A 14,184-nucleotide genomic window follows, 5' to 3' on the forward strand; every position below is an offset into this window, starting at 1 on the left:
CCTAGGCAAAACCCATTCGGCAAGCCCTCTTTTTCAAACGCCCGTCAGGGGCGCTTGGCGCGGTAGATGCGAAAACCATTGCCCTCGGCCTTCACCGCACACACGCCCAGGTGCTCTTCGATCAGCGGCTGGTACTTCAGGAAACTATTCGCAACGAGGCGAAGTTCACCACCTTTTGCCAGATGTTTGGCCGCTTTTCGCAGCAGGTTTTCGGTGGCGAAATAATCCGTGTGTACCCCGACATGGAACGGTGGGTTGCTCAAAATCGCATTCAAACCCATCGGCGCAGCGTCGATTCCATCACCGGTCAGCACGTCGGCTTCCAGGCCATTGGCGGCCAGGGTCAAGCGGCTGCTGGCGGCGGCAAACGCGTCCACATCCAGCAGGGTCACGCTGTTGTGCGGATAGCGGCGTTTCACCGCAGCCCCCAGCACGCCGGCGCCGCAACCGAAGTCCAGCAAATGGCCGCTGGGCAGTTTGTCCAGATGCGCCAGCAGCAACTCGGTGCCTCGGTCCAGGCGGCCATGGCTGAACACGCCCGGCAGACTCACGACCTTGAGCGGCCCTTCGGCCAAGGGCACCTCGAAGACCTGCGCCAGGCTTTCCAGCGCCACCGCTTGCGGCGTGTTGGCCACGGTGATTTGCCACAGCTGGCAATGCCGCGCGTTGTCGAGCTTGCGCGGTTTGCCGAAGGGGATCATCTGTTTGGCGGCGCTTTCGATGCCGCCTTTTTTCTCCCCCACCAGGAACAGCTCGGCGCCGGGCAGGCGCGCGGCCACGGCGTTGAGCAGGTAGTCGGTGAGGTCTTTGGATTTGGGCAGGAAAATCACCGCGCTATCAAACGTGCGCTCCGGCACATTCACGCCAAACTGGCTGCGCTCCGGGAAACGCGCATCGAGCGCCGCCTGGTCGCCGGCGTGCCAGCACCAGCCGTGGGCATTGGGCAGTCGTCCCAGCAGGTCGTCGGCGGGCAAACCCACCAACAGCAAGTTACCTTGAAAAAGTTCGGCCTGACGAAGCAGTACTTCACTGCGCGGATCCATGGTCTGCTCCTTGAAAAGGGGCGCAGTTTATCAACTGACGACGCGCAGCGGGGCGCCGTTGAAAAAGCCCCTAGCGTTTTCCGCCAGTTGGCCGACGATGCGCTGCCGTGCTTCACGGCTACCCCAGGCATTGTGCGGCGTAACGATCAGTCGCGGGATATCGCCGGCCAGCAGCGGGTTGCCGTTGACCGGCGGCTCCACGCTCAGTACATCAGTGGCCGCGCCGCCCAGGTGACCGCTGCGCAAGGCATCAGCCAAGGCCTGTTCATTGATCAATCCTCCACGCGCCGTGTTGACCACAAACGCGCCCGGCTTGAGCAGTGCCAGTTCACGGGCGCCGATAAAATCGCGGGTGTGTTCGTTGAGCGGGCAGTGCAGGGTGATCGCATCGGCCTGGGCCAGCAACTCATCCAGTGGCACGCGATCTGCGCGCGCAGGGCGCCCTGGGATGGCGCCGAGCAGCACGCGCATGCCAAAGGCTTCGGCCAGGCGCGCCACGGCACTGCCCAGCTCACCGTGGCCCAGCAGACCAAGGGTCTTGCCTTCCAGTTCGACGATAGGATGGTCCAGCAGGCAGAACTGCTTGGCTTCCTGCCACTTGCCGGCGGCCACGTCCTGTTGGTAGTCCTTCAAGCGCGTCGCCAGGTTCAGCAACAGCATGATCGTATGCTGCGCCACCGACGGCGTGCCGTAACCCTGGCAGTTGCTCACGGTGATGCCATGGGCGCGGGCAGCGTCCAGATCGACGTTATTGGTGCCGGTGGCCGACACCAGGATCAACTTGAGTTCCGGGCAGGCCGCAAGGGTTTCAGCGTTGAGAACGATCTTGTTGCTGATCGCGACTTGAGCGCCTTGCAAGCGGTCGATCACGTTCTGCGGCGTGGTCTGTTCGAATAGCTGCAGGTCGCTGAAGCTGCTGCGCAACGCGCTGAGGTCCAGGTCCCCAAGGTCCAGGGAGGGGTGATCAAGGAAGACGGCGCGGCGATTGTTCGTCATCAACTGTACCTTTTGCGACAGGGTTCGAAGGCGTAATCTGCCGAGCCTATCAGATGAAATAATCCGTTACGTAATTGGAGTGAGCATGTACCTCGCCGAGTTTTTGACCGTAGCCTTGATTCACCTGTTGGCGGTAGCCAGCCCCGGCCCGGATTTCGCCGTGGTGGTGCGTGAAAGCGTGACCCACGGTCGTCGCGCCGGTACCTGGACCGCATTGGGCGTGGGCTCGGCGATCTTCCTGCACGTCGGTTACTCGTTGCTCGGGATCGGCCTGATCGTGTCCCAGTCCATCGTGTTGTTCAACGCGCTGAAATGGGCGGCGGCGGCGTACCTGTTGTACATCGGCTTCAAAGCCTTGCGTGCGCAGCCGGCCAAGCCTGCCGCCGACGGCGAGCTGCACCGTGAAGCCGGCGAGCGCACCCCGCGCGGCGCGTTTACCGCGGGCTTTGTGACCAATGGTTTGAACCCCAAGGCGACGTTGTTCTTCCTGTCGTTGTTCACGGTGGTGATCAACCCGCACACGCCGCTGGCGGTGCAGGCCGGTTATGGCGTGTACCTGGCGGTGGCGACCGCGTTGTGGTTTTGCATGGTGGCGATGCTGTTCAGCCAGCAGCGTGTGCGAGCGGGGTTTGCGCGGATGGGGCACTGGTTTGATCGGACCATGGGCGCGGTGTTGATTGCCATCGGCGTGAAGTTGGCATTCACCAGCATGAAATAGGCTTGAGTGGGCACATTCCAAATGTGGGAGGGAGCACGTCCCCTCCCACATTGGATCTTCAGGAGTTCAAAGTAATGGCTAAAAGCTAGTACTCATGGGGGTCTGCAAATCATTCCTTCGGCTGATTTAGCTGCAACATAACCTCTCTACAGTGCAGGTCTTCAAGCCAAGACCGTGCAGTCATAAAAGGGATTCGTATGTTGCAGACCCGTGTTATTCCCCCCGCCGAAGGTGCATACCAGTACCCGCTGTTGATCAAGCGCCTGCTGATGTCCGGCGCCCGCTACGAAAAAACCCGGGAAATCGTCTACCGCGACAAACTGCGCTACACCTACCCGACCCTGATCGAACGGGTCGCGCGCCTGGCCAATGTGTTGAGCGAGGCCGGGGTCAAGGCCGGTGATACCGTGGCGGTGATGGACTGGGACAGCCATCGTTACCTGGAATGCATGTTCGCCATCCCGATGATCGGCGCAGTGATCCACACCATCAACGTGCGCCTGTCGCCGGAACAGATTCTGTACACCATGAACCACGCCGAGGACCGCTTCGTGCTGGTCAACAGCGAGTTCGTCGGGCTTTACCAGGCGATTGCCGGGCAGCTCACCACCGTCGACAAGACCCTGCTGCTCACCGACGGCGAGTCAACAACCGCTGAGTTGCCCAACCTTGTGGGCGAGTACGAAACCCTGCTGGCCGCTGCCAGCCCCCAATACGACTTTCAGGACTTCGACGAGCATTCCGTCGCCACCACCTTCTACACCACCGGCACCACCGGTAACCCCAAGGGCGTGTATTTCACCCATCGCCAACTGGTGCTGCACACCATCGGGGTGGCGACCATCATGGGCAGCATCGACAGCGTGCGGTTGCTGGGCACCAACGATGTGTACATGCCGATCACGCCGATGTTCCATGTGCATGCCTGGGGCCTGCCGTATGTGGCGACCATGCTTGGCTTGAAGCAGGTCTATCCCGGCCGCTACGACCCGGAATACCTGGTGCAGTTGTGGCGCAAGGAGAAGGTTACGTTCTCGCACTGCGTGCCGACCATCCTGCAAATGGTACTCAACGCCAAGGCCGCCCAAGGCGTGGATTTTGGCGGCTGGAAAATCGTCATCGGCGGCAGCGCGCTCAACCGGTCGCTGTACGAAGCGTCCAAGGCGCGGGGTATTCAGCTGACCGCTGCGTACGGCATGTCCGAAACCGGGCCGCTGGTGTCCTGTGCGCACCTCAACGACGAGTTGATGGCCGGCAGCGAAGATGAACGCATCACCTATCGCATCAAGGCCGGCGTGCCGGGGCCGTTGGTCGAAGCGGCGATCGTCGACGGTGAGGGCAACTTCCTGCCCGCCGACGGTGAATCCCAGGGCGAGTTGGTGCTACGCGCGCCCTGGCTCAGCGAAGGTTATTTCAATGAGCCGCAAAAGGGCGCCGAGCTGTGGGCGGGTGGCTGGATGCACACCGGCGACGTGGCCACGCTGGATGCGTTCGGCGTGATCGATATCCGCGACCGCATCAAGGATGTGATCAAGACCGGTGGCGAGTGGATCTCTTCCCTGGCCCTCGAAGACTTGGTCAGCCGTCACCCGGCGGTACGCGAAGTAGCGGTGGTGGGCATCGCCGATCCACAGTGGGGCGAGCGCCCGTTTGCGCTGTTGGTGGTGCATGATGGCCATGTGATAGGGGCCCGCGAACTCAAGGAGCACCTCAAGCCTTTTGTCGAATTGGGCCATTTGAGCAAGTGGGCGATTCCGAGCCAGATCGCCGTTGTTACTGAAATTCCCAAGACCAGCGTCGGCAAGCTCGATAAAAAACGTATCCGGATCGACATCATTGAATGGCAGGCCAACAACAGCACCTTCCTGTCCACCCTCTGACGCCCTTCGCCGTGCCCGTTCGGGCACGGCAATGCTCTATCTTGAGCCTTTACTTGTGATTTGCCGATTTTCAGCCATCCTCTGCGCGTCGGCCTTCGTCGACATGGCGAAAGGACTGTGGCAGACGGGTCGGTGATGCAAATCACACTTTAGAGGGATCAAGCCGTACCCCCTGCTGGCTATAGTCCGCCCATGGGTTTTTCAAGGATGCGTCGCTTCGGGCCATGGAGGTTCAGTTGCCAGGCGGCATTGGAATCGTTGTATTCCGGCCGTTACAAGCATCAACAGAAAGAACTCACTGCCATAACAATAATGCACATGGAGTAGCGTCGATGACCTCAGTAAACCAGTTCTGGCGCCGGGCAAGACTGCCCCTGGCCGTCAGTCTCGCTTCTACGCTCGCCGGGCCCGCATTCGGCGTCAGTTTCAACATTGGTGAAATCGAAGGGAGTTTTGACTCCTCGCTGTCCGTGGGGGCGAGCTGGTCCACAGCCAAACCCAACAAGGACCTGATCGGTGCCAACAATGGTGGCAATGGTCTGTCCCAGACTTCCGATGACGGCCACCTGAACTTCAAGCGCGGTGAAACGTTCTCGAAGATCTTCAAGGGGATTCACGACCTGGAACTGAAGTACGGTGACACCGGCGTGTTTGTGCGTGGCAAGTACTGGTATGACTTCGAACTCAAGGATGAAAGTCGTGAGTTCAAGGACATCAGTGACAACAACCGCAAAGAGGGCGCCAAGTCCTCTGGCGGGCAAATCCTCGATGCCTTCGTTTACCACAACTATGCGATTGCCGATCAGCCGGGTAGCGTGCGGTTCGGTAAGCAGGTCGTGAGCTGGGGCGAAAGTACCTTCATCGGTGGCGGTATCAACTCCATCAACCCGATCGACGTGTCCGCGTTCCGTCGTCCGGGTGCCGAGGTCAAGGAAGGCTTGATTCCGGTCAATATGTTCTATGTGTCGCAGACCTTGACCGATAACCTGTCGGCCGAAGCGTTTTATCAATTGGAATGGGACCAGACGGTTACCGATAACTGCGGGACGTTCTTCTCCCAGCCGGACGTGATCTCTGATGGTTGCGATAACAACCTTCGGGTCTTGAGCAAGCGCTCGCGCATTTCGCCTCTGGCCTATCCAACCCTCAATGCTGTAGGGGTTGATGTGAACGAAGAGGGCGTGCTGGTGCGCCGTGGCCCCGACCGCGATGCGCGTGACAGCGGCCAATTCGGCGTAGCGATGCACTACAACTTTGAACCGCTGGACACCGAGTTCGGCGCGTACTTCATGAACTATCACAGCCGTGCGCCGATTTTCAGTGCGCAGGGTGCGCCATCGTCGGCCTACACCCGGCCTCTGGGCCCCTTGGCGGCATTGCGCCCCGTGATCGTGGCGGGCAGCTCTAACTACTTTGTCGAATACCCGGAAGATATCCGCCTCTACGGCTTGAGCTTCTCCACCACGCTGCCTACGGGCACCGCATGGAGTGGTGAGTTGAGCTATCGGCCAAATGCCCCGGTGCAACTGAGTACCACCGACATCCTTTATGCCGGCGTCACGCCGATTCCAGGTTTTGGCAATGCCTCGGTGCTCAAAGGCTCGCCGGGTCAGGACCTGCATGGTTACAACCGTAAGGAAGTCACCCAGTTCCAGACCACGTTCACGCACTTCTTCGATCAGGTGATGGGCGCCAGCCGTTTGACCACGGTGGGTGAGATCGGGGTGACTCACGTGGGCGGTCTGGAAAGCAAATCCCAGGCACGTTATGGCCGCGACCCGGTGTTTGGTCCAGGCACGTTGCCGGGTGGTTTCTGTAATACGCTCAATAACTCGACCGCCGTCGGTGCCGGCCTGGGTAACGCCAACGGGCTCAATACCAACTGCAACAACGATGGCTTCACCACCGCCACTTCCTGGGGTTACCGCGCCCGTGCAATCTGGGAATACCCGGACGTCTTCTCGGGTGTGAACCTCAAGCCAAACGTGGCGTGGTCCCACGACGTGAAGGGTTACTCGCCGGGTCCTGGCGCCAACTTCGAAGAGGGGCGCAAGGCCGTCAGCCTGGGCCTGGATGCCGAATACCAGAACACCTACACCGCCAGCCTCAACTACACCAACTTCTTCGGTGGCGATTTCAGCACCGTGAATGACCGCGACTTTGTCGCTTTGAGCTTCGGCGCCAACTTCTAAGCACACTTTTTCCAAGTTGCAGGCATTTCAGGAAGACCAGAACATGAAAATAACCAAAAGTCTGTTGCACGTGGGTGTGCTTGGGCTGTCGATCCTGGCGAGCAACGTCATGGCGGCGGTGTCGGCGGATGAAGCCGCCAAGCTGGGCACGACCCTGACGCCGATGGGCGCCGAAATGGCCGGTAACGCAGCCGGCACCATTCCGAAATGGTCGCCAATGGCGACCAACGCCGGCGCTGTGGATGCCAGAGGCTTCCTGGCCAACCCTTACGCCAGTGAGCAACCGCAATTCACCATCACCGCGCAGAACGTCGAGCAGTACAAAGACAAGCTGGCGCCGGGGCAATACGCGATGTTCAAGCGTTACCCGGAAACCTTCAAGATGCCGGTCTACCCGACCCATCGCGGCGCCACCGTGCCGGCGGATGTGTTCGCTTCCATCAAGAAGAACGCCACCACCACCAACCTGGTGTCCGGCGGCAACGGCCTGGAAAACTTTGAAACCGCCGTGCCGTTCCCAATCCCGAAAAGCGGTGTCGAAGTCATCTGGAACCACATCACCCGTTATCGCGGTGGCAGCGTGACCCGTCTGGTCACCCAGGCCACACCGCAAACCAACGGTTCCTACAGCCTGGTGTACTTCCGCGACCAGTTCGTGTTCCGCGACAAGATGAAGGATTTCGACCCGAAAAATCCTGGCAACATCCTGTTCTACTTCAAGCAGCAAGTGACCGCGCCGGCGCGTCTGGCCGGTGGTGTGCTGCTGGTGCACGAAACCCTGGACCAGGTTAAGGAACCGCGTTCGGCGTGGGTCTACAACGCCGGCCAGCGCCGTGTGCGCCGTGCGCCGCAAGTGTCCTATGATGGTCCGGGTACCGCCGCCGACGGCCTGCGTACCTCCGACAACCTCGACATGTACAACGGTGCGCCGGACCGCTACGACTGGAAACTGGAAGGCAAGAAAGAAATCTATATCGCCTCCAACAGCTACAAGATCGACGATCCGAAGCTCAAGTACGCCGACATCATCAAGGCCGGCCACATCAACCAGGACCTCACGCGTTATGAGCTGCGCCGCGTCTGGCATGTGGTCGCCACGTTGAAGGAAGGCCAGCGTCATATCTATGCCAAGCGTGACTTCTACATCGACGAAGACACCTGGCAAGCCGCGGTGATCGATCACTACGACGGTCGCGGTCAACTGTGGCGCGTCGCCGAAGCCCATGGCGAGAACTACTACGACAAGCAAGTGCCGTGGTACGCGCTGGAAACCCTCTACGACCTGCAGTCCGGCCGCTACCTGGCCCTGGGCATGAAGAACGAAGAGAAGCAGGCCTATGACTTCGGCTTCACCGCCACCACCAGCGACTTCACTCCGGCGGCCCTGCGCCAGGATGGCGTTCGCTAAACGAAAGCTGTAACCCAATGTGGGAGGGGGCAAGCCCCTCCCACTTTTTGTTGGTTAAGATATTTTTTGTCGCAGTTCTTTTTCAGGCCAATGTTGCAAAGATCTACAAAGCGGCGGCTTTTACCGCTAGTCTGCGGACATCTGCAATGCCGACAACAGCCTTCTACAAGAGCCCGGCGATGACTGATCTGTCCCGAATCCAAGGGCCTGCCAGTGCGGTAATCCCGACCCTGGAAGGTCGCTTCTACAGGCCTCCGCTGCCTGACGGCTACGTGCCGCGTCCGCGGCTGTGCGAACGGCTGCGCGCCGGGCTGGAGGGGCGACTGTTGCTGGTCAGCGCACCGGCGGGGTTCGGCAAGAGTTCGCTGGCGGTGGAGTTCTGCCAGAGCCTGCCGGGCCACTGGCAAAACCTGTGGCTGGGCCTGAGCCCACGGGACAGTGACCCGGGGCGTTTCCTGGAGCGCCTGCTCGAAGGTTTGCAGCAGTACTTTGCGCACCTCGGCGCCCAGTCCCTGGGCTTGCTGAAAATGCGTCAGCGTCACCAACCCTTTGCCTTTGAAGAGTGGCTCGATGGCCTGCTCGATGAGCTGACTGAGCACCTGTCCATCCATGCCCCGCTGTTGCTGGTGCTGGATGACTACCACCTGGCCCAGGGCCCGGTGCTGGACCGTTGCCTGCAATTTTTCCTCAATCATCTGCCTGACGGGCTGCTGGTACTGGTCACCAGTCGCCAGCGTCCGGACTGGCACCTGGCGCGCTTGCGCCTGTCGCGGCATTTGCTGGAGTTGCACGAGCAGGACCTGCGCCTGACCCATGCCGAATCCCTGGCGCTGCTGGACCGCCACAGCAGTTCCTTGAAGGGCGAGGCCCTCGATAACCTGATCCGCCGCAGTGAAGGCTGGGTCGCCGGCCTGCGCTTCTGGCTGCTGGCGGCTTCCGAAGCAGGCAGCGAAGGCGCCTTGCCGCAAAGCCTGCACGGTGGGGAAGGGCTGATCCGTGACTACCTGCTGGAAGAAGTGATCGACTGCCTGCCGCCCGAAGTGCAGGCGTTCCTGTTCGACACCGCCCCTCAGGAACGCTTTTGCAGCGAGCTGTGCGACGCGGTGCGCGAAGCCCATGACAGCGCCGAAATCCTGCGCTACCTGCAAGCCCATCAAGTCTTTTTGGTGCCGCTGGACGAGCAGGGCCACTGGTACCGCTATCATCATTTATTCTCGGACCTGCTGCGTACCCGGCGCGCCAGCAGCAATGTGCTGCCGGCCGCGAGTTTGCACCTGCGCGCCTGCCGCTGGTTCAACGCCCAGGGCTTGATCGATGAGGCGGTGGAGCAGGCATTGCGCGCCGGCCACCTCGACGTGGCGGCGAACCTGGTACAAAACCTCTCCGAAGAACAACTGCTGGCCGAACAGAACGTCGGCATGCTGCTGCGCTGGAAGATGGACCTGCCCGACAGCCTGTTGATCAGCACGCCGCGCCTGATCGTGCTGTACAGCTGGGCGCTGGGGCTGGCTTGCCAGCTGGATGCGGCGCAAGAGTTGTCCGGCTACCTCAGCCGCTTCCTGCCGGCGCCGTCGGCTACCGCACAGAAGTCGATGCTGGCCCAATGGCTCGCGCTGAGCGGCATCATTGCCCGGGGCCGGGGCGACCGTGAGTTGACCTTGCGCTATTGCAGCGAAGCCCTTGAAAGTCTGCCGCAGCGGCGCTACGGCCAGCGCCTGGTGTGCCTGTCGACCCTGTCCAACCTCGCCATCGCCGATGGCGACTTGTGGCGCGCCCGTGGCTTGAACCGCGAATCACTGGAGCTGGCGCAGCGCGTCGGCAACCCGCTGTTCGAGGCCCTGGCCCATTACGATCGTGCGCGGGTCTTGCAGGCGCGGGGTGAAATCCTGCGGGCCCTGGATGAAGTGCGTCAGGGGCTGCAACGCCTGCACGGCCTGGCGCCGCAGCGGTTATATGCAGTGCGTGCCCGCCTCTCGCTCTACGAAGGCTATTTGCTGTTGATGCGCAACCAGTCCGACGCCGGTCTCACCCTCCTGCGCGCCGGCCTGGCCGAGGCGCGCGCCTGCCGCGATATCAGCGTGCTGATCGGTCATTGCGTGATCGCCAGCTTCGAAGGGCGGTGCGGCGACTTTCCCACGGCCTTCGCCGAACTCGCCGAGGCGGAGCGTTTAATGCATATCTGGGATGTGCCGCCGATCTACTACCTGGCGATGATTACCCTGATCAAATGCGAGCTGTGGCTGGCCCAGGGCCGCACCGACCTGGCCGATGCCTGGTTGACGCGGCTGGGGCAGACCTACAACGGCGAGCACGCCGCTGCGGCGCCAGAATTTCACCCGCACCTGCCGCAGCATATCGGACTGCAACAAGCCGCACTCGACGCCGTCCGGCATCAGCCCGAAGCGGCACTCCAACGACTTGAAGAACTGGCGCAACACGCCCATCACTGCGGGCGTCAGATGATCGCGCTGCTGGCGCTGACTCAACTGGCGCAGCTTCTGCTGCTGGGGGGGCAGGAGGCCAAGGCGCGGCCGGTATTGGCGCGAGCCCTTGAGGCTGGCGCGGGAGGGGCACTGCAACCCTTTCAGCGCCTGCTGGACGGCCACCCGGACTGCATGCGCGAGCAACTGAGTAAAGACCCGCAAGGCCTGCTGAACCAAAGCCTGTTGGCGCTGTTGCCGGCGGCGGAGCAGATCGGGACCTCGCCCGTCCACGAAACCCTGAGCGTGCGCGAGCTGGCCGTCCTGCAACTGATCGCCGAAGGCTGTTCCAACCAGGAAATCAGCAACCGTTTGTTTATTTCCCTGCACACGGTCAAGACCCACGCCAGCCATATCAACAGCAAGCTGGGCGTGGAGCGACGTACGCAGGCGGTGGCGCGAGCGCAGGAGTTGAGGTTGATTGGTTAGCGCCTCAAGGCGCATGACGAGCCGGCTTTTTGTGGTGAGCGAGCTTGCTCGCGCTGGACCGCAAAGCAGTCCGGTCTGCTTTATAGTGCAAGTATTCTGGCGATATTCCCCTGGGAAACCCAATCGACTTGCACAGAGGCCCATTTATGACGACCGCAAAGCCGGCCCTTATCCGCGAAACTTTCCCCGTCGGCCCGTTGCAGTGCAACTGCACCATCATCGGCGACCCCATCACCAAAAAAGCCATTGTTGTCGACCCGGGCGGTAACCATGAACTGATCCTGGCTCGTCTCGACGCCTTGGGCCTGAAGGTAGTCAGCATCATCCACACCCACGCCCATCTGGATCATTTCCTCGCTTCCGGCCAGTTGAAAGAAAAAACCGGCGCCACCCTGCACCTGCACAAGGACGACCAGTTTCTGTGGGACAACCTGGAAATGCAGTGCCAGATGTTTCGCGTGCCTTACACGCCGGTACCGTCTCCGGACCGCTGGCTGGAAGATGACGAAGAGCTGGCCTGCGGCTGCGGTGTCGCGTTGCACACACCGGGTCACACGCCCGGCTCGATGAGTTTCTGGTTTGCCGATGCCCGGCTGCTGATTGCCGGCGACACATTGTTCCGGCGTGGCGTAGGGCGTACGGATCTGTGGGGCGGCGACCAGGCGACCATCGTGCGCTCGATCAAGCAGCGCCTCTACACGCTGGACGAGGGTGCCACGGTAGTCACGGGGCATGGGCCCGATACGCGGCTGGGTGATGAAATGCGTGAGAACCCGTTTGTGCGGGCGTGAAGGGCGAGCAGGCAACCTGTTGTAGCAAAAACACAGGTCGCGTTCAGCGTGGGTCTGCTACGGTTTCTACAGCAACGGCAAGCCGGAATGTTTTGTTACAGCTCGGGACGCGCCAACGGAATCTTTGCCGTTTGTCGCGTTCCAAACTCGGCACAGGTCCATTGCCAATTGTCCTCTGCACCACAGAATGCAAAAGTAGGAGCTCACCTTAATGTTCACTCCGCGTCGTCTGCTTGTTGTCGCTACCGCCGTAGCCCTGTTGTCCGGCTGCGCTTCACCTAATCCTTATGACGGCAGCCAGGGACAGGCGAATAATGAACCCAGCGGCATGAGCAAAACCGCCAAGTACGGCGGCCTCGGTGCCCTGGCCGGTGCGTTGGCCGGTGCCGCCATCGACCATAACAACCGCGGCAAGGGCGCGTTGATCGGCGCAGTCGTTGCCGGTGCCGGCGCTGCCGGCTATGGCTACTACGCCGATCAGCAAGAGAAGAAACTGCGTGAAAGCATGGCCAATACCGGTGTGGAAGTGCAGCGCCAGGGTGATCAGATCAAGCTGATCATGCCGGGTAACATCACCTTCGCTACCAATTCGGACGCGATTTCCAGCAGCTTCTACCAGCCGCTGAACAATCTGGCCAACTCCCTCAAGCAGTTCAACCAGAATACGATCCAGATCGTTGGCTACACCGATAGCACCGGCAGTCGCCAATTGAACATGGACCTGTCCCAGCGTCGTGCGCAGAGCGTGGCCAATTACCTGACGTCCCAAGGCGTCAATGGTGCCAACCTGAGCGCCCGTGGTGCCGGCCCGGATAACCCGATTGCCAGCAATGCCGATGTCAACGGTCGTGCGCAGAACCGTCGCGTAGAGGTCAACCTCGGCCCGATCCCAGGCCAGCAGTATGGCCAGCCGTCGGGCCAGCAGCAGGCACCTCAGCAAAACAACCAGTTCCAGGGCAATCCATACCAGCAGTACCAATAAACCCTGACCACTAAAAAGGGCGCCGTGCAGTCAATGCACGGCGCCCTTTTTTGTGGCTGTCGGTTACATCAATCGATGTATTCGAACACCTTCACGATCTTCTGCACGCCGGACACGCCCTGTACCAGGTTGGCGGCGCGAGTGGCTTCGGCCTGGGTCAGCAGGCCCATCAGGTAAACGATGCCGTTATCGGTCACGACCTTGATGCGCGAGCCGGGAATTGCATTGTCGGTCAGCATCTGCGCCTTGATCTTGGTCGTCAGCAGGGCATCGTTGCTGATGGCCAGCAGGGTGATCGGCTCCATGACCTGTAATTCGTTATGGACCTTCTTGACCCGCTGCACGGCCGAGGCGGCTTGTTCGGCCTGGGCCTTGAGGTCGGCGCGTGGTGTCTGGCCAGCCAGCAGCACCACACCGTTGAAGCTGGTCACGACGATGCGCGAAGCACCGTTGCCCAAATCCGTGGCGGCCTTGGCAACGTTGACTTCAACCTTGGTTTCGATCAACGAGTCGTCGATCTTGCTGCCGAAGGTACGGGTGCCCTTGTCGTCCTGAATAGGGGTGTCACGCGTCGCGGTGATTGCCGTGCTGCAGCCGCTGATGGCAAGGCACAGCGTAATGGCCATGAGACTGAGGCGGTTAACGGTCATTCTTCACTCCCGAACAGTTGGCTGTCGATCAGATCGCACAGGCAGTGGATCGTCAGCAGGTGGACTTCCTGAATACGTGCAGTGACATTGGCCGGGACGCGAATCTCCACATCTTCGGGCAGCAGCAGCGAGGCCATGCCGCCGCCGTCGCGTCCGGTCAATGCTACGACAATCATTTCGCGATCATGTGCGGCCTGGATCGCTTGAATAATGTTCGCCGAATTGCCACTGGTGGAAATCGCCAGCAGCACATCGCCCGGTTGGCCCAGGGCGCGGATCTGTTTGGAGAAAATTTCGTTGTAGCTGTAGTCGTTGGCGATCGAGGTGATCGTCGACGAATCGGTGGTCAAGGCAATGGCCGGCAGGCTCGGGCGTTCACGCTCGAAGCGATTGAGCAGCTCGGAGGAAAAATGCTGGGCGTCGCCGGCCGAACCGCCGTTGCCGCAAGAAAGCATTTTGCCTTCGTTGAGCAAGGCGTTGACCATGACCTGGCTGGCTTGCTCGATGTGCGGTGCAAGTACGTCCATCGCCTGTTGCTTGGTGTCGATGCTGGCCTGGAATAGCTGGCGAATTCGGGATTGCATGTCCATCTGTGTGACCTTAAGTAGCGCGGCT

11 protein-coding genes are annotated in these 14,184 nt (G+C 60.9%); 7 read left to right on the top strand and 4 right to left on the bottom strand.

The annotated features are described in order from the left end of the window. Positions 1–44: 44 nt before the first annotated feature. A complete protein-coding gene (locus tag PSH66_RS05325; RefSeq protein WP_141064032.1) occupies positions 45–1,043 on the bottom strand; it encodes a class I SAM-dependent methyltransferase in 999 nt (332 codons plus the stop codon). Between the two features lie 30 nt (positions 1,044–1,073). Beyond that, positions 1,074–2,039: a 2-hydroxyacid dehydrogenase gene (locus PSH66_RS05330; protein WP_305428518.1), complete on the bottom strand. Its 966-nt coding sequence runs from the start codon at positions 2,037–2,039 to the stop codon at positions 1,074–1,076. 85 nt (positions 2,040–2,124) lie between these two features. On the opposite strand from PSH66_RS05330, the gene PSH66_RS05335 reads away from it, so the two are divergent. From PSH66_RS05335 to PSH66_RS05365, 7 genes are all read left to right on the top strand, one after another. After that, complete coding sequence (locus PSH66_RS05335) at positions 2,125–2,757, top strand: LysE family translocator (RefSeq protein WP_003171850.1); 633 nt, start codon at positions 2,125–2,127, stop codon at positions 2,755–2,757. A 197-nt stretch (positions 2,758–2,954) separates the two neighbouring features. Next, positions 2,955–4,637, top strand: coding sequence for a fatty acid--CoA ligase (locus PSH66_RS05340; protein WP_003171851.1), 1,683 nt, complete (start codon positions 2,955–2,957; stop codon positions 4,635–4,637). Positions 4,638–4,969: 332 nt separating this feature from the next. Continuing rightward, positions 4,970–6,829 (top strand): DUF1302 domain-containing protein, encoded by a 1,860-nt coding sequence (locus PSH66_RS05345; protein ID WP_003171854.1) that lies wholly within the window; start codon positions 4,970–4,972, stop codon positions 6,827–6,829. A 43-nt stretch (positions 6,830–6,872) separates the two neighbouring features. Continuing rightward, positions 6,873–8,237: a DUF1329 domain-containing protein gene (locus tag PSH66_RS05350; protein WP_003171855.1), complete on the top strand. Its 1,365-nt coding sequence runs from the start codon at positions 6,873–6,875 to the stop codon at positions 8,235–8,237. A 179-nt stretch (positions 8,238–8,416) separates the two neighbouring features. Beyond that, positions 8,417–11,146, top strand: a complete 2,730-nt coding sequence (locus tag PSH66_RS05355; RefSeq protein WP_305428519.1) for a LuxR C-terminal-related transcriptional regulator — start codon at positions 8,417–8,419, stop codon at positions 11,144–11,146. A 146-nt stretch (positions 11,147–11,292) separates the two neighbouring features. After that, on the top strand, positions 11,293–11,937 hold the full coding sequence (locus PSH66_RS05360) for an MBL fold metallo-hydrolase (protein ID WP_003171858.1): 645 nt from the start codon (positions 11,293–11,295) through the stop codon (positions 11,935–11,937). A 211-nt stretch (positions 11,938–12,148) separates the two neighbouring features. Continuing rightward, positions 12,149–12,919 (top strand): OmpA family lipoprotein, encoded by a 771-nt coding sequence (locus PSH66_RS05365; protein ID WP_003171859.1) that lies wholly within the window; start codon positions 12,149–12,151, stop codon positions 12,917–12,919. Positions 12,920–12,987: 68 nt separating this feature from the next. Here the strand turns inward: PSH66_RS05365 and PSH66_RS05370 are convergent, their stop codons facing one another. Continuing rightward, complete coding sequence (locus tag PSH66_RS05370; protein ID WP_003171861.1) at positions 12,988–13,569, bottom strand: BON domain-containing protein; 582 nt, start codon at positions 13,567–13,569, stop codon at positions 12,988–12,990. Further along, positions 13,566–14,159 (bottom strand): phosphoheptose isomerase, encoded by a 594-nt coding sequence (locus tag PSH66_RS05375; protein ID WP_003171862.1) that lies wholly within the window; start codon positions 14,157–14,159, stop codon positions 13,566–13,568. The genes PSH66_RS05370 and PSH66_RS05375 overlap by 4 nt, the downstream gene beginning before the upstream one ends. Positions 14,160–14,184 lie beyond the last annotated feature (25 nt).

Origin of the sequence: Pseudomonas sp. FP597 (genome assembly GCF_030687435.1) — a bacterium.
GTDB classification, from domain to species: Bacteria; Pseudomonadota; Gammaproteobacteria; order Pseudomonadales; family Pseudomonadaceae; genus Aquipseudomonas; species Aquipseudomonas lactucae.